Annotated in this window: 21 protein-coding genes; 1 reads left to right on the forward strand and 20 read right to left on the reverse strand. The window is 28.0% G+C overall.

Going from position 1 to position 24,582, the window contains the following annotated elements; genetic code table 11:
* The 3 genes from ABCP60_RS06605 to ABCP60_RS06615 form a co-directional block, all read right to left on the reverse strand.
* The coding region (locus tag ABCP60_RS06605; protein ID WP_343101496.1) for an accessory gene regulator B family protein at window positions 1–517 on the reverse strand (517 nt) is incomplete at its 3' end.
* A gap of 114 nt (window positions 518–631) precedes the next feature.
* Window positions 632–1,144 carry an amidase domain-containing protein gene (locus ABCP60_RS06610; RefSeq protein ID WP_166505935.1) on the reverse strand — a complete coding sequence of 171 codons (513 nt, stop codon included), beginning with the start codon at window positions 1,142–1,144 and terminating at the stop codon, window positions 632–634.
* 16 nt (window positions 1,145–1,160) lie between these two features.
* Window positions 1,161–1,796, reverse strand: a complete 636-nt coding sequence (locus ABCP60_RS06615) for an RsiV family protein (RefSeq protein WP_092923981.1) — start codon at window positions 1,794–1,796, stop codon at window positions 1,161–1,163.
* A 182-nt stretch (window positions 1,797–1,978) separates the two neighbouring features.
* Between ABCP60_RS06615 and ABCP60_RS06620 the strand changes: the two genes are divergently transcribed.
* On the forward strand, window positions 1,979–2,989 hold the full coding sequence (locus ABCP60_RS06620) for an LCP family protein (RefSeq protein ID WP_240275591.1): 1,011 nt from the start codon (window positions 1,979–1,981) through the stop codon (window positions 2,987–2,989).
* Between the two features lie 114 nt (window positions 2,990–3,103).
* On the opposite strand, the gene ABCP60_RS06625 is transcribed toward ABCP60_RS06620, so the two are convergent.
* The 17 genes from ABCP60_RS06625 to ABCP60_RS06705 form a co-directional block, all read right to left on the reverse strand.
* Window positions 3,104–5,191, reverse strand: a complete 2,088-nt coding sequence (locus ABCP60_RS06625; protein ID WP_343101497.1) for a family 10 glycosylhydrolase — start codon at window positions 5,189–5,191, stop codon at window positions 3,104–3,106.
* Window positions 5,192–5,445: 254 nt separating this feature from the next.
* On the reverse strand, window positions 5,446–6,453 hold the full coding sequence (locus ABCP60_RS06630; protein WP_195581405.1) for a C40 family peptidase: 1,008 nt from the start codon (window positions 6,451–6,453) through the stop codon (window positions 5,446–5,448).
* An 86-nt stretch (window positions 6,454–6,539) separates the two neighbouring features.
* Window positions 6,540–7,991, reverse strand: a complete 1,452-nt coding sequence (locus ABCP60_RS06635) for a nucleoside-diphosphate sugar epimerase/dehydratase (RefSeq protein ID WP_330383784.1) — start codon at window positions 7,989–7,991, stop codon at window positions 6,540–6,542.
* Between the two features lie 141 nt (window positions 7,992–8,132).
* Window positions 8,133–9,221 (reverse strand): glycosyltransferase family 4 protein, encoded by a 1,089-nt coding sequence (locus tag ABCP60_RS06640; protein ID WP_343101498.1) that lies wholly within the window; start codon window positions 9,219–9,221, stop codon window positions 8,133–8,135.
* Window positions 9,222–9,266: 45 nt separating this feature from the next.
* Window positions 9,267–10,562, reverse strand: a complete 1,296-nt coding sequence (locus tag ABCP60_RS06645; protein WP_092923963.1) for a UDP-glucose/GDP-mannose dehydrogenase family protein — start codon at window positions 10,560–10,562, stop codon at window positions 9,267–9,269.
* Window positions 10,563–10,660: 98 nt separating this feature from the next.
* Window positions 10,661–11,413, reverse strand: coding sequence for a glycosyltransferase family 2 protein (locus ABCP60_RS06650; RefSeq protein ID WP_092923960.1), 753 nt, complete (start codon window positions 11,411–11,413; stop codon window positions 10,661–10,663).
* Between the two features lie 48 nt (window positions 11,414–11,461).
* Window positions 11,462–12,367, reverse strand: coding sequence for a glycosyltransferase family 2 protein (locus ABCP60_RS06655; RefSeq protein WP_092923957.1), 906 nt, complete (start codon window positions 12,365–12,367; stop codon window positions 11,462–11,464).
* Window positions 12,368–12,383: 16 nt separating this feature from the next.
* On the reverse strand, window positions 12,384–13,133 hold the full coding sequence (locus ABCP60_RS06660; protein WP_092923954.1) for a glycosyltransferase family 2 protein: 750 nt from the start codon (window positions 13,131–13,133) through the stop codon (window positions 12,384–12,386).
* Window positions 13,134–13,156: 23 nt separating this feature from the next.
* Window positions 13,157–14,335, reverse strand: coding sequence for a CDP-glycerol glycerophosphotransferase family protein (locus ABCP60_RS06665; protein ID WP_343101499.1), 1,179 nt, complete (start codon window positions 14,333–14,335; stop codon window positions 13,157–13,159).
* 20 nt (window positions 14,336–14,355) lie between these two features.
* On the reverse strand, window positions 14,356–15,195 hold the full coding sequence (locus tag ABCP60_RS06670; protein WP_092923948.1) for a glycosyltransferase: 840 nt from the start codon (window positions 15,193–15,195) through the stop codon (window positions 14,356–14,358).
* A gap of 11 nt (window positions 15,196–15,206) precedes the next feature.
* Complete coding sequence (locus ABCP60_RS06675; protein ID WP_092923945.1) at window positions 15,207–16,352, reverse strand: polysaccharide polymerase; 1,146 nt, start codon at window positions 16,350–16,352, stop codon at window positions 15,207–15,209.
* A gap of 2 nt (window positions 16,353–16,354) precedes the next feature.
* Window positions 16,355–17,089: a glycosyltransferase gene (locus tag ABCP60_RS06680; RefSeq protein WP_092923942.1), complete on the reverse strand. Its 735-nt coding sequence runs from the start codon at window positions 17,087–17,089 to the stop codon at window positions 16,355–16,357.
* Window positions 17,090–17,162: 73 nt separating this feature from the next.
* A complete protein-coding gene (locus ABCP60_RS06685) occupies window positions 17,163–18,866 on the reverse strand; it encodes a phospho-sugar mutase (protein ID WP_092923939.1) in 1,704 nt (567 codons plus the stop codon).
* 53 nt (window positions 18,867–18,919) lie between these two features.
* Complete coding sequence (gene murJ, locus ABCP60_RS06690) at window positions 18,920–20,458, reverse strand: murein biosynthesis integral membrane protein MurJ (RefSeq protein WP_271892595.1); 1,539 nt, start codon at window positions 20,456–20,458, stop codon at window positions 18,920–18,922.
* Between the two features lie 27 nt (window positions 20,459–20,485).
* A complete protein-coding gene (locus tag ABCP60_RS06695) occupies window positions 20,486–21,520 on the reverse strand; it encodes a cell wall-binding repeat-containing protein (RefSeq protein WP_271933818.1) in 1,035 nt (344 codons plus the stop codon).
* 80 nt (window positions 21,521–21,600) lie between these two features.
* Window positions 21,601–22,284 carry an exopolysaccharide biosynthesis polyprenyl glycosylphosphotransferase gene (locus ABCP60_RS06700; protein WP_092923930.1) on the reverse strand — a complete coding sequence of 228 codons (684 nt, stop codon included), beginning with the start codon at window positions 22,282–22,284 and terminating at the stop codon, window positions 21,601–21,603.
* A gap of 167 nt (window positions 22,285–22,451) precedes the next feature.
* Window positions 22,452–24,419 (reverse strand): N-acetylmuramoyl-L-alanine amidase, encoded by a 1,968-nt coding sequence (locus ABCP60_RS06705; RefSeq protein ID WP_271933815.1) that lies wholly within the window; start codon window positions 24,417–24,419, stop codon window positions 22,452–22,454.
* Window positions 24,420–24,582 lie beyond the last annotated feature (163 nt).

Raw genomic sequence — 24,582 nt, forward strand, 5'->3', positions numbered from 1 at the left:
CTAATGTCCATGTTATAATACTACTATAAATTCCTTTTGAGCTTAATATTAAAGCTATTATAAAGAATATAGTACAACTTATTGTTGCAATAATTCTATTTTTTCTTATTAAATCTTCCCTAGTAAGTGGCATATCTTCATTAATTATTGGTGCTTGATGATATACACTAAATATATTTATTAAATTTAATAGTATAATACTAATAAAATTTAAATTATTATTTATAGATAAAATAATAATAATCCCTGATAGAATAATTGTTGCTACTAGGCATTTAATTTGTGTACTTTCATGATATCCACCTGTAAATGGTTTTGTAAGTCCCATGACAATCATTACTAAAGATATCTCTTTAAAAAGACCTAATAAAGAAAATAATAATATAACAATAAATATTTTTGTTATTTCAAATAAAAATATACTTAATGTATACTCAATTTCCTCTTTTACTTCGTTTGTGTATCCATTATGATCACAAACATCTTCTGTAAAACTTCTTATTTTTTCTCTAATCATTTATATTCCCTTTTTATATATTTTAATTTTTTTATAAATTAATATTTTAAAATAAAAATGTTCTCTGTAATATTATAGCTAGAGAACACTTTTATTTCAACAATATATTTCATATTATTGGTAATATCCTAATATTTTTATATATCTTCTCTCTCCCTCTTTTAAACTAAGGGGATAATCGAGTAAATCATAAGTATGTTGACATATAAGGTAATCTAATAAATATTCACCTTCTAATATTATGTCTGTAACTATCATTGCATGATATGCTACATTATCATATACAAGTTGCACTATATCTCCTAGCTCTAATTCATTATATACTGCATCTCTTGCATATACTCCATAGTTTTCAGTTGAGATGCTATTATTACCTACTACATATTTATAAAAAGGCTCTGCTGCTGTCCAAGTTGGAGTTCTTGAATATTCACTATACCAATACCATTTTTTAAGTACATGTTCTCCAATATTATCAAAAGGAATATTCCCAGCCCTTAGGCACTGCGATATATAATTTGTGCAGTCACCTCCATAAAGTTCATAGTTTGCATAATCAGGATTATGATCTAGTGCCCATTTTCTAGCATAAGCTACTGCTTTTTCTCTATCATATTCTTTTAGCATATTATCCCCCTAAAAATTATTTTCTGCATATTTTTTTCTTTGCATAATCACTTAAATAATCTTCAAATTCATAAAAACTAATCTTAAATTCTATCGGTGTAGATATTAATTTATCAAACTCATAACTAGAAAAACATATGACCACTGCATTTTCTTCTATATAAAAAGATTGGTCTTTTGTTATTCCTAAAAAACCTTCAATATCTTCTTCATCATAACAATACCTCTCTAGTATAGAGTCTATATTATCTATTATCTTTTCATTTATCCTTTTTATATAGTAGCTGTCTTTTTTAAATAAATCATCTAATGTTATATATTTACCTTCTTTTAAATCATAGTTATATGAATTTATATAACTTATTCCATATAGTCCAGCTATTTGAGAAAACTCTATAACTATACTTATCATATCTTCAGTATTTAAATGTACACTATACTCTGACATTATGTTTTTATTTATGTTTATATAGTCAAATTCATTTTGTAATTCTATAACTTCTTTAAATGTTTCTACATCTTCATACATATCTTTGTTAAGTTTATTTACTTTATTATGGTTTATACCTTCAGTTTGTATAATTGGATAGTTCAAGTTATAAGATATTCCTTTATGCACTTCGTTGATTTGGTTTTTATCAACATATAACATTTACTTCCACCTCTTTATTTTTACCTTTATTACTTTATATGAATAGGTTCTTTATTTTGATATATATTATATATAAAGTTATATTTGTATATTTTTTGTTACATATATACTATTGAATATATTGCTATACTTTAATATAATAAGTATATTGTTGGAAAATGATAAAGAAAGAAGGGATTATTTTGTCGAGAAAGAAGAATAAAAAAAGGCTTTCACCTTTGGCAAAGTTCGTTATATTCTTGGCTGTACTAGTTGTTGCTTTTCCTTTAGCAGCCTTTGGATATCTATACTTTAAACTAAATAGTATTCATGATTCTAGTGTAAACTCAGATATATTGAACAACAATCAATATAAAAATGAAAAAGGAATTACTAATATACTATTAATAGGTACTGATGAAAGACCTGGTGAAAAGACATCAAGATCTGATACGATGATGATACTTACTATTGATAACAAGAATAAGAGTTTAAAACTTACATCACTAGCTCGTGACGCATATGTTGATATTCCTGGACATGGAAAACAAAAACTTACACATGCTTATGCATATGGAAAAGAAAGCTTACTTATAGAAACTATCGAGAAAAACTTCGAAGTTGATATTCAAGACTATGCTACTGTTAACTTCTATTCATTTATGGATATAGTTGATGCATTAGGTGGCGTTGAAGTAGATGTTAAAGAAAATGAAATAAAAGAAATGAATAAGTTTATACCAGAAACTTATAAGTGGGATAATGACCCTAATAAAGGTGAAATTAAGTATATAGAACATGCTGGTAACCAAAAACTTAATGGATACCAATTACTTTCTTACTCTCGTATAAGAAAGAATGACTCTGCTTTTGAAAGAGATAGAAGACAAAGAAATGTTATACAAGGTCTAATAAACGGAGTTAAGAATTTACCTGTAACTAAATACCCTGAGTTATTAAATACTATACTTCCTTATGTTAGAACTAACATGAGTCCTACTGAAATAATAGGATTAGGTACTAAAGTTTTAAGTATGGGTAATTTAGAGTTAAAGCAAATGGAATTCCCTATAGATGATGGTGTTCACAGTACAGGTCATATTATAAGTCATCAAACTGGATGGGTACTTGAATTTACTCCAGATAGTTTAGATATACTACATGACTTTATCTTCAAGGATATAATGCCTAAAGATAATCCTAATATGAAATAGATTTTTAATTAAAAACACCCTATAAACTTTTATAGGGTGTTTTTATTATAATTATATAAATAAAAGAGTTATTCTAGTTAAATAGAATAACTCTTTTTTATTAACAATCTACTATTATTTAACTAAATTTACTACATTATTAAAGGCAGTATCATTTATTCCCCCACCTATTTTGTGTATGCTTTGTGTATTTTTTACACCTAATACAGTCTTTTGAGTTTCACTAATAGTATCTCCTAAGATAACAATAGGAGAATTAAGTTTTGCAGCTAATGGTCCTGCTGTTAGTGCATCTACTAGTGGGTTACTTTTTGTTACTAGTAATGTGTTGTATTTATTTTGAGGATAAAACTTTCCTATTATCTTTGCATTAGTTTCTTGTCTATCATCACCAGATATTCTATTATTTAATACATTATTTAAAGTTATTTTATTTACTTGTTTTATAACTTCATCAGATAATACAGTTTTTCCACCTACAAAATAAGCCTCTTGTATACCTTGTGATTTTAACCAATTATATACATTTTCGCTTAAACTATCTTTTCCAGATAATATTATAGGTTGTTTATCTATACCAGCTTGTGATGCTATAGATAATGCATCTACTTCACCATATCCACCTGCTAAATATACCTTATTTATATCAACTTTTTCTGATATTCTTTTAGCTATTTGAAGAGATGTTTCATATCTATCTATGCCACCTATTCTAGTTAATGACACACTTGGTAATATAGATTTTAATTCATCCATTACTTTATTATTTACAGAACCTTCTCCACCTATAACTATTATATTACTTGGATTTAATCTTTTGATTTCATCTTTTGTAGAAGTTGGTATACCGTCTTTTTGAACTAGTAATATTGGAGCATCATTTACTGATGCAAGTGGTGTAGCTGTTACTCCATCTACTACTGAATTACCATTTGTAAGTATTACAGTTTTTGCTCCTTCTTTCCATCCTTCTTTGCTTATTTTACACGCTGTTTCGTATCTATCTTCTCCTTTAAGCTCTGTTATTTTTATATTATTTACATAAAGGTCTTTCATGTCACTTTGAAGTTTAGAATTTTTTACTATATCACGTGCTGAGAAATACATACTTCCTTTTATATCACTGTATTGTCTATTTAAGTTTATTTGTTCTTTAATTTCTCCTGCTACATCTTGACCTGGGTAATCTCCTGTCCCATTTTTGTATACACCTTGTCCTATATATAAATCTACATCGTATCCTCTTACTTCATTTGCCCACCAGCTAACTAATTTTGAATAATCAGCTGCAGAGTATCCTATTGGCCAATAAAGCTGAGGAACTACATAATCTACTAGGCCTTGTCTTATCCAAGTTCTAGTATCTGCAAAGTCCTCTGAATAACTCTCTGCTCCTCTTGTATCTGAACCTGTTGGATCACTATCTTTATTTCTCCATATACCTTTTGGGCTTACTCCAAACTCTACATTTGGCTTTATTTCTTTTATGGAATTTTTAACTTCTTTTAATAAAGTATTTACATTTTCTCTTCTCCAGTCCTCTATACTTTGTCCTGGCTTTTTATATTTATTATAAGTGTCACTATCATCTATACCACTTCTATAGAAGTAGTCATCAAAGTGAACTCCATCTATATTGTAATTTTTAACAACCTCATTAACAGAATCCACTACATGCTTTCTAACTTCAGGAAGCCCTGGATTGTATATAAGCGCTTCATTTCTTCCATTTTTACACTTAAGTACCCAGTCTGGGTGTAATCTAGCTGGATTGTTACTTGCTAGTTTACTTAAGTCTGTTCCGCTAGTTGTTACCCTATATGGATTAAACCATGCCTGAAACTCCATACCTCTTTTATGTGCCTCATCTATTAAAAATGGTAATGGGTCATAACCTGGGTCTTTTCCTTGAGTACCTGTTAAATATTCTGACCAAGGATTTATATTTGATTTATAAATAGCATCTGCCTTTGGCCTAACTTGAACTACTACTGTGTTTATTCCCACAGATTTTAGCTTATCTAATAATTCTATGTACTCTCTTTTTTGAGCAGTTTCATTATTTTTACTACTAGGCCAATCCATGTTGTAAACTGTTGATATCCAAGCTGCTCTCATCTCTTTATCACTTGCTGATACATTGACAGTTGATGCTGATAGTATCATTAAAAAAGATACTATAAATGCTTTTAATTTTTTCATTTTTTCCCCCTATTATATAAAATCCAAATTTTAAACTTAATTTATAGTATATAGAAACACATTTATCCAGTCAATTTATATACTATGTCACAAAAATTTCTATTGTTTTAAAATTTATTTACTATATTTATTTTAATTAATATTTTTATAGCTTATTTTTACTAAAAAAGAGTATTCTATCAGAGCTTTAGCCCTAATAAAATACCCTAATATTTTTTTGATATTATCTTTAGTTAATATAAGTTTATTATATTCTATAATACAGCTCTTGCTGTAAAGTAGTTTTTCGCATAATATCCAGAACTTATACTATCTATTCTAACATTCTGACCTGGCTTAGGAGAATGTATCATTTTCGAATTTCCTATATATATACCAACATGATTTATAGTCTTTCCATTTGATGCAAAGAATACTAAATCACCTGGCTTTAAGTTAGCTTTGCTAACATATCTTCCAACAGTACCTTGAGATTTAGATGTTCTAGGTAATTTTACACCTGCACCATTTTTGTATACATATGATGTTAATCCTGAACAATCAAAGCTACTTGGGCCTTCTGCACCCCATACATATGGCTTTCCTAATTGCTTATGAGCTAAATCTACTATTTTCTTAGCTTTATTATTATTTGTTACTTGATTATTTTGATTGTTGTTTTGGTTATTATTTGATTCTTGTATTTTTACATAAGATCCACTTACCCAACCTACTTGGCCGTTTGAAGTTTTTACTTTGTACCAACCATTACTGTGTTTTTCTTGTATATAAACACTATTTCCTGAGTATACCTTTGTTATAATCGAATTTGATGCTCCTGGTCCTGTTCTTACATTTAATGAACCACAGTTATATACCACTCCATTTTTATTTATAGCTTGAGTAGGTTGGCTGCTAGCTACACTACTACCTTGGTTATTATTTGATGCTAATCTTATATAAGCACCACTAACCCAACCTATTTGACCATTTGGAGTCTTTATTTTATACCATCCATTGCTATTTTTCTCTTGTATCTCAACAGTGTTTCCTGAGTATACCTTTGTTATAATAGAATTTGATGTTCCTGGTCCTTTTCTTACATTTAATGAACCACAGTTGTATACTGTTCCTTTTTGTATAGTACTTTTTATATATGATTGGCTTGATGCTGTATCAGCATAAGCTTCTTGATTATTAGCAGTTATAAGTAAGCTACCTGAAAGTATCATCATACTTGTAGCCTTTGTTATTAAATTTCTCTTCTCTTTTCTTATCCCCATAATTCACCCCTCATTATTTTTTATAAATTAATTGTATCACTATTTTACATTTTTTTCAAATAAACGGTAACAATTTTGTTACTTTTTTATAATACATTTACTTCTTCTGGATTTTTATATGTTGATACTAGCTCTTTCATAGCCTCTTCTAATCCATCTTCATCTTCTTCTTTAACTAAATGATAAAGCTTGTCCAATCCTTCAAATAGCTGCATTGTATCAAACTCTATTCTACTTCCTATGAATATTTTTTTATGTCTTGTATCACTTAACCCTTCTTCTTCTAGTAAAAGTTCTTCATATAACTTTTCACCTGGTCTTAATCCTGTAAACTTTATTTCAATATCTATATCTGGTTCTAGTCCGCTAAGCTTTATTAAGTTTTTAGCAAGATCTAATATTTTTACTTGTTCTCCCATATCAAGTACAAATATTTCTCCTCCTTTTGCCATACCACCTGCTTGTATAACAAGACCTACTGCTTCTTCTATTGTCATAAAGTATCTTATTATTTCTGGATGAGTTACAGTAACTGGTCCGCCTTCTTCTATTTGTTTTTTGAATAATGGTATAACACTTCCATTACTTCCTAACACATTTCCAAATCTAACTGCAACAAACTCTGTATCACTTTTTTCATCTAGAGTTTGTATTATCATCTCAGCAGCTCTTTTTGTAGCACCCATAATATTAGTTGGGTTTACTGCTTTATCTGTAGATATTAGTAAAAATCTCTTAACATTATATTTACTAGCAAGCATAGCTACATTCAAAGTACCAAATATATTATTTTTTATAGCTTCTCCTTTACTAAATTCCATTAAAGGAACATGCTTATGTGCTGCTGCATGAAATACTACATTTGGTCTGTACTTTTCAAATATTTTTTCCATTCTTTTTTCTTCTCTTACAGATGCTACTATTGCTTTTACTTTTAAGGTATCTCCATAAGCTCTTAATAGCTCTTGTTGGATATTGTATAGGTTATTTTCGTATATATCTACTATTATAAGTTCTTTAGGTCTTAAACGAGATATTTGTCTACAAAGCTCTGAACCTATTGAACCTCCCCCTCCTGTAACTAATACAGTACTATCTTGTATATATTGACCCATTATCTTAAAATCTACTTCTATAGGTGTTCTTCCCAGTAAATCCGTTATATCTACATCTCTAACTTGTTTTATATCAACTTTTCCATCTATTATTTCATAAATCCCCGGTATTGTTTTTATTTTACATTCTGTATTTTTACAGATGTTCATTATTTCTTTTTTCTCTTTTTTTGATATATTTGCTATTGAAAATATAATTTCATCTATATTGTATTCTTCTATAACCTTATCTATATCATCCCTTGTTCCAACTATTTCTATATTATTAATTTTTTTGCCTATTTTAGATAAATCATCATCTATTATTGCTATAGCCTTTTTGTTTAATTGTGGATTTCTTTCTAGTTCATGTATTACCATCTCACCAGCACATCCTCCACCAATAATTAAGACTCTTGATATATTATCTTTTGATAAATTCATACTGCTCAAATAAATCCCCTCCATACTACAAATTTTGCAAAGAAATTACAAAATAAGGCTTAGCCCCCTATAAACAGCGTTTATTTAAGACTAAGCCACTAACTATGCTTATTATATCATTAATAATAAAAAATGTATAATTTATTTAGATTTATTTAATATATTCTCATATATCTTAGCTATATCTCCAAAGTTTAGATTTATTTCGTAATTGCTTTTTACAAACTCACGGCCTTCTTTTCCCATTTTTATTCTTAAATCTTCATCATTCATAAACTTTATTATAGCTTCCTTTATTTGTGTAGGGTTTTTAGGCTCAACTATAAATCCTGTTTTATTGTTGTCTAATGATTCAGGGTGTCCCCCTACATTAGTAACTATTACAGGAACTTCACAAGCTTGAGATTCTATAGCTGCAACTCCAAATCCTTCTCTTAATGATGGGAATACTGTAACATCAAAAGATGAGAAAGTCTTAGCAATATTATCAGGTGCTATTCTCCCTAAAAATTCAACACTATCTTCTAACTTTAATTCTTTAGTTAAATTTCTTAGGTTTTCTTCATTTTTTCCTGAGCCACCTATTTTTAATGCTAGTTTTTTATTTGGATATTCATCTTTTAATTCTTTAAATGCTTTTATAAGATATTCTATTCCATACTTCTTCTCAAGGCTTTTTATTATTCCTATTGTAAATGTGTCATCTTTTTTAACATCTATAGGCTTAAATCTATCCATGTCTACACCAAAGAAAGTTACATCTACATGTTTGTTTGTGTATTTATTTGCTTCCTTTGCCATATCTCTACTATTTGAAAATATATAATCACATTTTCTAAAATTATGCTTTATAATTTGCTTTTGTATTATTCCATTGTTAGGGAAATCATATATATCTGTTCCCCATACAGATATTATGTATGGATGATATCCTAAAAAACTTCCTATAAATCCATAGCTACTTGCATATTGTGCATGTAGTATATCTGGCTTTATCTCATGTACAAGCTTTTTAATTTCACCTATATACTTTATATAGCTTGATTTTTTTAATATACTTTCATTTCTTAATTCTTCTACATTAGCGCTAAAGTCATGTACCTTAACCCCATCTATTTTTCCACCATTTAAGGATATAACATGTATATTATATCCTCTTGTTTTAAAGTAATCACACCATTTAATAGTGTGTGGATTTGACCCATCTGCTAAGTAACATATAGTTTTCATATTATTTACCTTTCTTGATTTATACTAATATTAAAATATCTCTACTTAACGACCTATAGAGTAGTATTCTATACCTAAGCTTTTCATATCTTCCATTTTGTAGCAATTTCTTCCATCAAGTATTAAAGGTTTATTCATTTTTTCTTTGTATTTAGATATATCATAATTTAGAATATCTTTCCATTCAGTCATTATGAAACAAACATCTGCTTCTTCTATTGCTTCATCTATACTTGTAGAATAAGATATATTATCTTTAAATATCTTCTTAGCATTTTCTATACCAACAGGGTCATAAGCTATTATCTTGGCACCTCTTTCTAATAAATATTCAATATTTACTATAGATGGTGCTTCTCTTAAATCATCTGTTCCTGGCTTAAATGTAAGACCTAATACAGCTACCTTTAGATTTTCAAAGTTATCAATTAACTCTGCTGATTTTTTTACTAATCTAAGTTTTTGAGCTTCATTTACTTCTATTGCAGCTTTAACAGTTTTTAGCTCATATCCATTATGAGTAGACAGCCAGTGAAGCGCTTTTGTATCTTTTGGAAAACAAGAACCACCATATCCTATACCAGCTTTTAAGAATTTATCTCCTATTCTTTCATCTAGGCTCATTCCTTTAGCTACATCTTCTATATTTGCTCCTACTATTTCACAAAGGTTTGCTATATCATTCATAAAAGATATTTTAAGCGCTAGAAAGTCATTAGATGCATATTTTATCATTTCTGCACTATTTCTATTAGTGACTACTATTGGTTGATTAAATGGACTATATACACTTTCTAATATGTCTTTAGCCCAGTCACTTTCTACACCTATTACTATTCTAGATGCATGTAAAGTATCTCTTACAGCAGTTCCTTGTGCTAAAAACTCAGGATTTGATGCTACTTCTACTTTTACATTATTTTTTAAGTTATTTTTTATAAACTTTTCTATTTTTTCATTAGTCCCTATGGGAACTGTAGATTTTATAACTACTAAAGTGTCTTTTTTTATTGAGTTTGCAATTTGTTTAGATACCTTCTTTATATAGTCTAAGTTTGCAGAGCCATCTCTTCTTTCTGGAGTTCCAACTGCTATCATTATTACATCGGCATCTTTATATGCTTCTTTGTAGTTAGTAGTATAATCTATTTTTCCTTCTTTATAATTTTTCTTCATTAAACCTTCTAAGTCTTTTTCATATATTGGTGCTATACCTGACTTCATAAGATTTACCTTTTTTTCATCAACATCAACACATACTACATTTTCATGTCCTACTTCAGCTAGACATACTCCTGTCACTAAACCAACATATCCTGTTCCAGCTATTGCAATTTTCATGACTTTCTCCTCCAAAATGTATATAAAATTTCCTTCACTTAAGTTTGTTTAAGGGAGGAAAATTTCAAATTTCTTTATAAATATAATTTGTGTATATTTTATAATCTTTTCCTAATTGCATTAATTACATAAAAACAAAATACATAAGAACTTTTAAGTACACTTAATTTTTCTACGTTTCTATAAGTATTCCATGTTCTTTTAAGTGCTTTTATTTTATTACTTGATAAAGAATCTCCCACTAGCCTATAGTTTACTAAATCTTTTTCTATACCATAAGCATAATCTTGTGTTTTAAGTATTTGTAACCAAGTTGCCGTATCTTGACCTCTTCTTACTAATGGCATACTAAACTCACCAACTATTTCTTTATCTATAACTACAGTTGAACATCCTATTATTGTATTTTTTAATAGTCCTTTGTAGTTTATTTTTTTAGGTGCCTTTGCAACCTTCTTTGTTAATCTCCCGTCTTCTTTCATATATCTATATGATGTAAATGTAAACCCTAATTTATTTTCTAGCATATATTCTATTTGTATTTTTAACTTTTCTGGTTGCCATATATCATCACTATCTACAAATGCAATAAATCTTCCTTTTGCATTTTTTATTCCTGTATTTCTCGATACAGATGCTCCTGAGTTTTTCTCAAGCTTTATATATCTTATTCTGTCATCATTAGCTTGAAATTCTTTTATCATATCAGAAGATTTATCTTTTGAACAATCATCAACTAATACAAGTTCCCAATTCTTATATGTTTGGTTTTGTATCGATTTTATTGTATCACCTAGAAATCTTTCTGCATTATATACAGGAGTTATTATCGATACTAATGGTTCGTTCATATTTTATACTCTCCTTATCTAGTAGCAATCTTATTTGCTATTAATAAGTTACTCCTTTACAAATTTTCTTTGCTTTAAATATTTGTAATAACCTAAAGGGAAGCATAGTATATACATTATTTTATCCCCTATTTTATTTATTTCTTTAAAATACTTGCTATCTGATAATAATGAATATCTAGCTAAGTTTATATAATTCTTAATCCACATGTATGGAAAATCTTTTATTGGATAAGTATTTTGATTTGTTAAATATAAATACTCTAAAGCTCTTCCTTTTAAGGCGCTTTTTTTAAGGATATTTTTAGTTAATCCATCTTCTAAATATTCTCTTATTATCATGTGTTTGTTTATACATGTTACCTTATAATATTTAGAAATTTCATACCATACAACACTTTCTGGCAGGAATTTTATTCCTTCTCTTTCAGGAAATGGATACTTCTTTAATATATCAGTTACAAATACTATAGTTTTATCTCCCTTTACTCCAAATTTATAATATAACTGAGCAAAATGACTTATTTTATGCTCTTTTGGAATCTCAGTACCTAGAGTTTGTCCGTCTTCTTTTCTAGCGCAAAGACCTACTACACCACAAAACTCTTCCTTGTTATCTAACTTTTCCCATTCTTTTTCTACTAATTCCATAGAATCAGGCATTAATCCATCATCACTATCTACTATAAAGAAAAACTCTCCGTTAGCTTCTCTTACCCCTGTATTTATAGCTGTATGCTTTCCACCGTTTTCTTTCTTTATATATCTTATATTTAATATTCCTTCATTTTTAAATTCTTCAACTAATTCTTTAGTGTTGTCTGTACTACCATCATCTACTATTAGCCATTCGAAGTCTTTATATGTTTGCTTTTTTAAGTCTTCATAAAGGTTAGCTAATATATACCCTCTATTATAAGTTGGTGTAAAAATAGTAAATTTATATTTATACATTTATCTTATGTCCTTCCTAACTTTTTTTTATCCCATTTATTCCGTAGTTTATAAAGTAGTATATAGATTTATGTAGTGGTATTTTTTCTATATTTCTGTATATGTTCCAAGTCCACATTGCTGATTTTACTTTATTTCCACTAAGAGATGTTGCTGATTTTCTGTATTGTGCTAAAACTTCATCTATTCCGTAAGCTAAATATCCTTTTTTAAGTATAGATAACCATAGTACATAATCTTCATGTTTAGCACCACTCATTTTTATCTTAAAGTCTAATTTTGATCTGTCTATTACAACTGTCAAACAACCTAGTATATTTCCTTTTAGTAGGGTTTTGTAATCTACACTTTTTGGTACTCTAACAACCTTATCTAGTTTTTTATTTTCTTCATTTATAAGTTCGTAAGATGTAAAAGATATTACACAATTATTTTTCTTCATAAATGATATTTGCTTTTCTAATTTATTTTTTTCCCATATGTCATCACTATCTAAAAATGCTATAAATTGTCCTTGCATTTGACTTAATCCTATATTTCTTGCATTAGAAACTCCTTGGTTAGTTTCTACTCTTATATATTTTATTCTTGAGTCTTTTTCCATATATTGTTTTACAATCTCTGGACCATTGTCAGTCGAACAATCATCTATTATTAGCATTTCCCAATAATCATAAGTTTGATTTAAAACAGATTCTATTGTATATTTTATAAACTTTCCTGAATTGTACATGGGAGTAATTATAGATACTAAACTTTTTTTCATATCGTCTTCCTCATACTTTTATATTATTTGTTTAATTTCTTTATTATACAGTTATAAATTCTTTCACAATTTTGATTATCATTATATGCAAAGAATTTATTTCTAGCATCTTCTTGGTCTTTTTTAACTTCAAAATTGCTTTCTATTAATTTTATTAATTCATCAACTGCTTGGTCCTTATTGTATGCTAGGTATCCAAACATTTCATTATCTAGATCTATATATGAATCTACTTCTTTTTTATACTTATCTACGTCAAATTGGTAGAAAAGTATCGGTCTATTCATATATAAAAAGTCCATCGCCACTCCAGAATAATCTGTTATATTAGCTATTGAAGATGTTATTTCATCTGCTACTGTTACATCTTTATCTAAAAATACTATTCTTTTACCTGTTATATTGGATTTTACATCATCTATAAATTCGTGCATTAAATGGTGCATATAAAACTTAATATTTACATTTTTTTCATCAAGCACATTGTTTAATCTTTCATCATTTAAAAACATCATTATATTTTTAAAATATTCTGTGTCAGTAAATTTACCTTCACCAAATTTTATCCAATCTCTCCAAGTTGGCATATACAATATGTCTTTACTTTTATCTTCTTTATTTAGTGGAAGGTTGTCCTGTCTTGCGCTACCTAAAACACAAACAGCTTCATCATCCATCATCCACTCATTTACCATTATGTTTCTTTCAAAATCAGATATTGCTGTTGCCATATTGTAGCTTTTCATTAATTCATCTATTAATTTTTTAAGCTTTGCATTCATAGGCTTTCTCTTTTTAAAGCTTATAGCTCCATGATTTAAAAACACTTTAAATGTTTTTTTGTGGAATCTATTTAGCACAGGTACTGCAAAGTTATATGGTGCTATATCTGCTGATGGTGCATGCGAGAATATTATTGCTTGTGCATTGTAATAATATAAATAATTTTCTACGCTTCCTTTTATAAGCTTTTTGCCTGGTATTTTATTCTTTACCTTACTACTTTCATCTATCACCCAATAAATATCTATTTCTTTATGATTTTTTAGTATATATTCATATAAAAACTTTGAGTTATCATCATATATATCACCTGCATGTCCACCAATTAACCAAATATTTTTTCCTTTGAAATTAGATTTTTTAAATGGGTATATTGCTGCAGCCACAACCATGTTCATTAGTATCTTTATTTTGTTCATAAATTTACCTCATCGTATTTTTACAATTTGTATTGTCTAAATCCTTCTATTCTGCCCTTTATAGTAGCATCATGATAGTCTCTATCTTTATTTAATATGATACCACCAATATTTCTTATTATTTTATATCCCATTACTTTTATAAATTTATAGTTTTTTCTATAAACTATTTCCTTTTTACAAAGTGCTCCAAATCCTCTACCATAGTTAAAGTCTCTTTGGTATTTTTCCTTAGATTTAGAATGCTTTTTTGCTGGGTGGAATATTATCTTCTCACCAAAATATCTTCCTTTATATCCTTTGTTCATTAGATCTAGTACATAGTCTATTTCTTCTCCTGAACCAAATATCCCACCTACACCTAGCTTTTCATCAAATTTAGTATACTTATCATTTTTAAAGTTTATGAAAAATGTTATAGATGTTAATGTATCCATTATATTAGTAGTTGTTATTTCACACTCACCATCATACATCTTTTTAAAATAATCAACTTTATTAAAGTCCATAGTTTTGCAACTAAATAATCTATAGTCTTCGTTTTCTTTGAAAAAGTTTACTACTGTTTCTAAAGTGTCATCTTCATAGGCACAGTCATCATCTGGAAATCCTATTACTTGACCCTTAGCCATATCAATACCTATATTTCTATTTAAGCTTAATCCTGGCTTATCACTTTTTACGTATTTTATATCCATGTCATTAACATAGTTATCTATTATTTCTTTAACTTTATCATTTTTATTTTGGTCTATTACTATCAATTCAAAATTTTTATAAGTTTGTCTTTTTAAACTATCCATTAATAAATATATTTCATCATATCTATTTAAAGTTGGCATTATTAATGATACTAGCATATTAAATTCTCCTATCTCCTTATTTTGTCAAATATAAATCTAAATTTGTCTTCTAATATAAGTTCCTTTACTAAAAGCACTATCCCAAAACTAAATGCTGAGTTTACAAGCATATTTTCTGTAAATCCATACATTAAGAATATAAATACTACTACTAAGTACTCTTTTTTAGATTTTTTTATAAAACTGTCTATACCATGATATAATAAAAACATTAAAAATGCACATCCTATAACTCCAAGTGTACATAATATATACACATATGAACTATCTAGAGCATTTAATGCTATGGTAGTTTTGCTATATTTATTACCAAATAAACTTAAGAAATTACCTTGTTGATGTAAATATACATTCCAAAGTTTTGGTCTACTTGATAATAATTTATTTAATAAAACATTGTCTGTAAGTATAGTACCTATTGCTACACTTATAATAGTTAATAAAATTGGAGTAACCTTAAAAAGATTTGATAATATCTTATTGTTTTGTATATCAATTCTTTTCATTATCTCAACAAATATTAGCCCTCCTAATAATGAGTAGCATCCTGTTCTACTATAAGTTATAGAGTATATAAAAAGTATAGAACCAAACATAATTATTCTATCAATATTATTATAATTTTTAAATCTTAAAAATATATATGCCACGTATATTGGAACCATAAATAAGTATAAGAAGTTAGGATTTCCAAGACCAAAATCTAATCTAGGTATGAATATATTTAAAAACTTTATATATTTATAGTGAACTTCACTATTAGTTTGTAGCCATGGAAATGCATTAAATACAATAAGAGTAATTATCAATAATATAGTCGATATAATTAAATAATTCTTAGCTATATATTTATCACATATTTTCTTTCCAGCTATTGCTAGAAGCACTAGCACCAATATAGCTCCTTCTCCATTAAATACATATATTACTGATGATATTAGCACTAAGATTATTTCTGTTATATTTTTCTTAAAATCCATAAAAAACATAAGCCCTAGTATAGCCATAGAACCATAAAATAAAAGTGAACCTAATGGACCTGTATTTACTACTCTATTTGCAAATGTCATTATATATTTTCTAGATATTATAGCTATTAAAGCTAAAGTAAATAATATCTCCTTTATATGAAATTTCTCTAATCTTTCAAGCATAATTATCTTCTCCTTTTAATACTTAGTAAAGTATTACTTGCAAATATTTTTGCACACTTAACAAGTTTGTCTACTCCTTTTAAGTGTTTACTCTCTAAGAAGTAACTTCTTTTCTTAGCCCAACTTTTTCCCCACCAATGTATACTATAAGTATTTTCTGTTATACAGTCATAATAAAAATCTTCTTTATAACTAAATGGATAGAAAAATTCTTCATTGTATACTGCTATATTATCACTAAATTTATTTCTATCTATTTTTTCATATTTATTCTCTAATATGTAAGTTATTATTCTAGGAATTGTATAAAAATCTACATTCATAATATCTTCTTCATAGAAATCAAGCAATTCTTTTAAGAACTTGTGTCCTTTTGTAGAACCTATTATTGCTCCATTTATATATTTTTCGCACTCATACCCAAGTAATATATCACTCTTTTCAAGTAAAGGCGTTATATCTTTTAATACTTGCATATCAGTATCCATATAAAGACCTCCTTGTTCATAAAGAGCCTTTATTCTTAAATAATCTGATATAAAAGCCCATAATTTCTTTTCATAACATATTTCTAAGAATTTTTTCCCTTTTATGGCTTTTTCTATATCAACATTATGCTCATTCCATTCTACTATTTCATAGTCTGGCATTTTTTCTCTCCAAGAATTTATACATATATTCTCTATGTTTCCTTTAGGTCCACCTATCCAAACATAATGGATTTTCTTTGGTATCAATTCTATCACTCCTTTTATACACTTAAAATGTTAGAGATTAATCCCTAACATTTTAAGTTTTTATTTTATTAAATTATATCGATTCCACTAATGTGCTTATAGCATTCATTATATCTTCAATTTTCTTATCTGATTTTTTATGGCTATCTGAATTTACTCCAACATAGAACTTAATTTTAGGCTCTGTTCCTGATGGTCTTACTGCTATCCATGTTTTATCTTCTAATATAAACTTAAGTACATCAGCTTTTGGTAAATCATCTATACCTTCTTTGTAATCTAGAATTTTGTCTATCTTTATATTAGCTATTTCTTTTATATTGCTAGTTCTGAAATAGTTCATTATTTCTTTAATCTTCTCTATACCTTCTATCCCTTTTAAAGTTAGAGATTTTAAATCTTCTTTATAGTATCCAAACTTTTCGTATGTATCTACTAAAGCTTCATATAAACTCATTTCCTTTGACTTATAATAAGCTGCCATTTCACATATTATAAGAGACGCTACAACTGCATCTTTATCTCTTGCATGAGTTCCTATTAAGTATCCATAACTTTCTTCATATCCCATTATGAATGTCTTTTCATTAGTTTGTTCAAATTCACTCATTTTTTCTCCTATGAATTTGAATCCTGTTAATGTATTTAAACAATCAACATTGTAATGCTTAGCTATTTCTGCTCCAAGTTCTGATGTTACTATTGTTTTTATTATTGTTGGATTAGATGGTAATTTGTTTTTATCAACTAAACTTTCAATTATATATCTAACTAATAATGAACCTGTTTGGTTACCATTTAATACAAAATACTTTCCATTAGCATCTTTAACTACTACCCCAACTCTATCGCAGTCTGGGTCTGTTCCAAGTATTAAATCAGCACCATCTTTTTTAGCCATTTCTATTGCTATATTAAATACTGATTTTTCTTCTGGATTTGGATATGTTACTGTAGAGAAATTAGAATCTGGATTTTCTTGTTCCTTTACCACTTTAACATTTTCAAAGCCAACTTCTTTTAAAGCTCTTCTTACTGGTTTGTTTCCTGTACCGTGTATTGGTGTAAATATTACTTTTAAATCTTTTCCATATTCATTTATTATGTCTTGTCTTAAAACTTGCTTTTTAACTGCATCTATAAAAGCAGTATCTACATCACCATTTAGTTCTACTATTAATTTTTCATTTACAGCTTTATCAAAATCCATAGCTTTTATAGTGCTATAATCTTCTATTTTGTTGACTTCAGCTATTATATCATTTGCCATATCTATACAAACTTGTCCACCATCTGGACCATACACCTTATAACCGTTGTATTCTTTTGGATTGTGGCTAGCTGTTATTACTATTCCAATTGAACAGTTTAAATATCTTACTGCAAAAGAAAGTTCTGGAGTCGGTCTTAACTCATCAAATATATATGTTTTTATATTACAAGCTGCTAAAGTTTTAGCTGCTTCTAATGTAAATTCTCTAGACATAAATCTACTATCATGAGCTATTACTACTCCTTTTTTAGCACCTTCTTCTCCCATATTTTTTAGTATATAATTAGCAACTCCTAGAGTAGCTCTTCTTATTGTATATATGTTTATTCTATTTGTACCAGCACCTATTATACCTCTTAGTCCACCAGTTCCAAATTCCAAGTTTTTATAAAATCTTTCTTGTATTTCTTTTTCATCATTTTCTATTGCTCTTAACTCATTTTTTGTTTCTTCATCAAAGTAAGAACAATTTATCCAGTTTTTATATGCTAATTTGTAGTCCATAATACTGACCTCTCTTTATGTCCATCTTTTTATATGTTATTTACGACTACCTTTTATCTTTTTATAGTCTTCTTTATTATATCAAATACTAATTTAACTTCATCTACTTTAAATAGTACTATTAATGCTGCATAAACTATTGCTCCTATTAAAACAGATAAGGCAACTGCTATTATTTCTTCTATTTTACTAGTTCCTATAAATGCATATAGGTACTTATATGAGACTATAGTTATTCCACCCATAATTATAGAAGCTATTAAGCTCTTTATACCTGTTTTTGCTATCTTATCTCCTCCAAAATATCCTTGCTTTTTCTTTAGAGATCTAAATAAAAGTAGTACTGTTACTATGGATGCAATACTTGTTGATAGTGCTAGTCCTGCGTATCCTAAGAACTTTATAAGTATAAAGTTAAGTACTATATTTATTAGTAAGGCTATACTACCATTTATCATTGGTGTTTTCGTATCCGATAAAGAATAAAATGCTCTTATAAGTACATCTCTAATTGCTACTGCTATTAATCCTAATGAATATAATTTTAGTGCGATAGAAGTCATATGTGTTGATGTTGCATCAAATGCTCCTCTTTGGAAAAGTATCCTTACTATTGGTTCTGCAAGTACTATTGCTCCAACTGATATTGGAAGTACAATTAATGTTATACAATTTGAAGTTTTTACAATAGTGCTTACAAAACCTTCTTTATTATTTCCATTAGATAATCTAGAAAGTTTTGGGTATATAACAGTTATAATTGAGGCAACAAATAACGCCATTACAAAGTCATTTAATCTTGATGCAAAGTTTAAAGCAGATAATGGTCCGTCTCCTAATGTAGTAGCTAATGCTCTATCTACTGCTATGTTTAATTGACCTATTGCAACTCCTATAAGCATAGGTAATACTAATGCAGATAGTTCTTTTATATTTTCTTCTTTTAAATTGAAATATGGTTTATACCTATATGAACTTTTAAATGCAAAAGGTATTTGGAATATCATTTGACTTGCCATTGCTAATAGTGCACCTATTGCTAAGAATTTAAAATCAGTAAATGTACTTACTACTATTGCTAATATAATTATAAGATTATAAGGTATACCTATTAACGCTGGTACTGTAAACTTATCATTAGCTTGTAAATATGAGCTAAGTAATTTACTAGCACTTAAGAAAATAACTCCTGGCATCATTATTCTAGTAAATTTGACTGCTGTATCAAATTTTGCACCAGTAAATCCACCTGCAAGTACATCTATAAACTCTTTTGTAAATAATAATCCTAATATGGCTATTATAATTGCGATTACACAACAAATATTTAACATATTATTGGTAAACTTTAGAGCTTCTTCTTCACCATGTTTTTCTTTGGTTGAAATATATACTGGTATATACATAGTTGCAATAGCCGATCCTATTACTGCTATTATAAGACCTGGTATATTTAGTGTTACTAAAAATACATCAGTATGTGCACTCGTACCATAGAAATTAGCTAGTACAATCTCTCTAAAAAATCCTAATATTTTAGAAAGCATAGTACCTATCATAATCCATAAAGTTGCCTTAGCTGTTTTTGACATTTTTAAATCTCCTTACTTGTATATATACTAGGCTTTAACTCCTCTTATAAGAATTGCTATCATAGCTAAAATTATTATATAAACTCTTATAAACGATTTATTTTTTAATGTATCGATAATACTATAAGGTTCTACTGCTTCTCCAACCTCTATTACTTTATCTACATTTTTTTTAATAAATTCTTCTTGAGGGTATGTAAAGTTATCGTTACAAACTAATATAGGTATATCTTCCTTTGCTGCCACTACTGGTAATGATACATATTTACTTATATCTGCACGATTTCCATAATCAATATTAACTGTATAAATCGTATCTAAATTTTTATTATTTTCTTTTATAGTATCTATGTTGGTTTCATATCTACTCATTTCTTTTATTATTTTAACATTGTTCATTTCATTTTTACTTGCATAAGTAAATCTAGCTGAATTTCCAACTGCATAAACATTATCATATTCTTGCTCTTCAACAAAATCTGAAGTATCTCTAAAAGAGTTATCATCTGCCCAAATTATTGGAGCATTCTTTTTACAAGCAAAATTAGATATTGCTATGGCATTTTCAAGACCTGCAGTATTGCTTATAACTACAACATTTGATATATCTTTTTCTTTTCCCATTTCTTCAGCTATACTTTGAGAGGTTTCATATCTGTTTTCTCCATGAATTCTATTAATATTTATTCCCATATCATGTAATTGTTTTTCAGCAGATTTTGAAACATTTTTAACGCCTCCGATTATAGTTACGTCTTTAACTTCTAATCCTTTAATATAATTAAGTATATCATTACTAATTTTTTTTCCATCTACAGCTATAATAGGCGCATCTTTTAAGTATGCTAATGGAGTTGCACTTATAGCATCTACTCCTGCGTTTTCATTTATAATTATTGCTTCATCAGCTTTTTTAAAATAACTTTTATTAAGCTCCATAGATATTTGCTTGTTATCTCCATTTATAAGCGTCTTTTTATAATTAGAGTCTGCATATACATTTATATATGTAGTAGCAAATACAAAGCCTACCAGTAAAGTTAGAATTTTTTTCTTTATCATGTTAACCTCCTATCTTTTTTATAATTTAAAAAAAGCTCTTTAAAAAAAGAGCTTTTTAGGTTAATAATCTAAGTTTTAAATTATCTAGCTCCATCACCTGTTAGTACGACCTTAACAGTTTTAAGAAGTATTTTCATATCTAGTAGTATGCTTCTATTTCTTATATAGTATAAATCTTCTACCAACTTTTCTTCTGGAGTAATATCATAACCACCATTTACTTGAGCCCATCCTGTAAGACCAGGTTTTATCGCTAATCTATTTATAAATCCAGGAATGTATTCATTAAACTCAATAGTAAAAGATGGCCTTTCAGGTCTTGGACCTATTATACTCATATCACCTTTAAGTATGTTAAATAGTTGAGGTATTTCATCAATTCTAGTTTTTCTGATGAAACGTCCAACTTTAGTGATTCTTGGGTCATCTTTTTCCGCCCACTTAGCACCAAATTTTTCGGCATCAGTTCTCATAGATCTTAATTTATATATATAAAATCTCTTACCACCTTTGCCCATTCTTTCTTGCTTATAAGTCATTGGCCCTTTATCTTCTAACTTTATAAGGATACCAAATATGATCATTATAGGCACACCTACTAGTAATCCAATTAAAGATAGTACTATATCTAAACTTCTTTGATATACGCTAAATAATACTGAACCTTTAACTAAGCTGTAATCGATATCGTTGAATAATTGCTCTTTTTCACTATTATAAGTAGTTACATTCATTTCATTTCCCTCACTAGTATAATCATCCATATATTATGCCTCCATATATTGTTATTTTGCATAAAATATAATTCGACTCATTTTTATATTATACTCAATATTTTGTAGTTAATCAATAAAATAAATGCTTATTAGTTCAAATTATTCTTGATATTTCAATACTTTTGCTTATTTTCTTAAATTTTTCGACTAAATTTTTACTTTAAAGTTTGTTCTATTCCTTTACCTATTTGAACACCTAAAGTCTTTCTTTTTTCTAATGTATTTAATTTAGATAAATCACTAGAGTTATCTAAGAATGCACTTTCAACTATTACAGCTGGTGCATCAGTTCTTCTTATTACAGAATAGTAATCTTGACCACTATCAGTTGTTCTAGTTTTTACTCCTCTGTTTTTAAAGTCAAACTTGCTTAGTATACTATTTAATATATTAGTAGCTAGTGTTTTACTAGTTCCACCATTTCTGTCTTTATATTTATAGTAAACTTCTGAACCACTTGCTTGTCCATTAAAAGAGTTAAAATGAACACTTACAAATAAATCTGCACCCATTGCATTTGATATGCTAGATCTTTCTGCTAGAGTTATATATTTATCAGTATCTCTTGTTAGAACTACATTAACATTTTTTGATCTTAAGTATTCTGTCGTTGATAATGATGTATCTAACGTATAATCTTTTTCTAAATTACTAGTTCCTGGGTCACTTCCACCGTGACCTGGGTCAACAACTACAGTTTTACTACCAGCATTATGAGGTGATAATCTATAAGCTATATCATCTATAACGCTTTGTCTCATTCCATCACCTATTTGATAAACCATATCTGCATTTTTAGCATCTAGGTTTGCTTCATGGTATTTTGATAAATATGTTTGTGGAGTTATAAGTACTGGTGAACCTAATTTTACTCCAAGTGGTCCTGCTACTAATGCATCTGTAAGCTTATCAGATCTTGCTACTAACATAGCATTTAAATTTGCTTGTGGATAGAATTTTGATATAACTTTTGCGTTAGTTTCATTTCTATCTGCACCATATACTCTATTTTTATATACACTTTGTCCACTAGCTACATTAGTTATATCTGCTATTTGGTCTATAACCTTAGTATCTAATGTTTCTGGTCCACCTATAAAATAAGCATTTTTTAATCCTTCATTTTTTAACCAGTTATAAGTAGCAGTTGGAACTTTGTATTTTTCTGTTAATATTACTGGTTGCTTATCTTGACCTGCTTTTGTTGCTATAGATACAGCATCTATATCTCCTTTAAATCCTTCTGCTAAATAGACTGTTTGAACATCATATTGATTATCCATAGCTTGTGCTATTTTTAAAGATGTATCGTGTCTATCTACTCCACCAATACGACTAACTCTAGCATTGTTTATTCCTGCTAATTGATTTTGTACTGATGTTGTTATAGTATTTGTTCCACCTACTATTATTATTTCACTTGGATTTAAACGCTTTATTTCATTTTTTATAACATCTGGTATATTATTTTGGCCAACTGTTAATATTGGTGCATTGTGTACTGCAGCAAGTGGTGTTGCAGTTATACCATCAGCTACTTTATCTCCATTTATTACAACTAACTTGTTGCTTCCATTTTTCCATCCTTCTTGACTTATCTTAACTGCTGTTTCAAAATTATCGCTTCCTACAAGCTTTTTAACAGGTGATGAAGTTCTTTGTATATAGTTTGCCATGCTAGGTAAATCTGATACTATATATTCTTGAGTTATTTTGTAATCGTCTAAGTTTAATCCCATTTCTTTTAATTTAGACTTATCTAAAGTTTGTGCATTTTCATCACTATTTACTACTATATTTTCAATTTGCCAAACATTTAAATATTCTGGGTCTATATTGAAATTTATAGTTCCTTCATAAGATTTAGTTTGTGGATTGTAATTTAATGTTGTACTTAAAGTTTGGTCATAACATAAATAATTTAAAGTTATGCTATTTGCTTTTAAGTCTTCTTTAAAAGATATGCTTATTTTTGAAGTGTCTCCATATATAACACTTCTTTTTTCTAAGTTTATATTTATATCTGAACTGTTAACATTAGTTTCGTTAGCGAAAGCCATTGTTGGCATAGCTAACATAGTTGCCATTATTCCTGTTGACAACATCTTTCTTCTCTTCTTCATTAATATTCCTCCAAATTTACTTAATTAATATTCTCTCCAAATTTTGTAAAGCAAAAATTCTCCAAATTTTACTCAATATGTAACATTATATCACAACAACGTTGAAATTTACAATTTTTTACACACTTTTACTAACTTATCAAACTTTCAAATTTGTTCAATT

Source organism: Romboutsia sp. MSSM.1001216sp_RTP31141st1_G3_RTP31141_220114 (assembly GCF_039031195.1).
Lineage (GTDB): Bacteria > Bacillota > Clostridia > Peptostreptococcales > Peptostreptococcaceae > Romboutsia_C > Romboutsia_C hominis.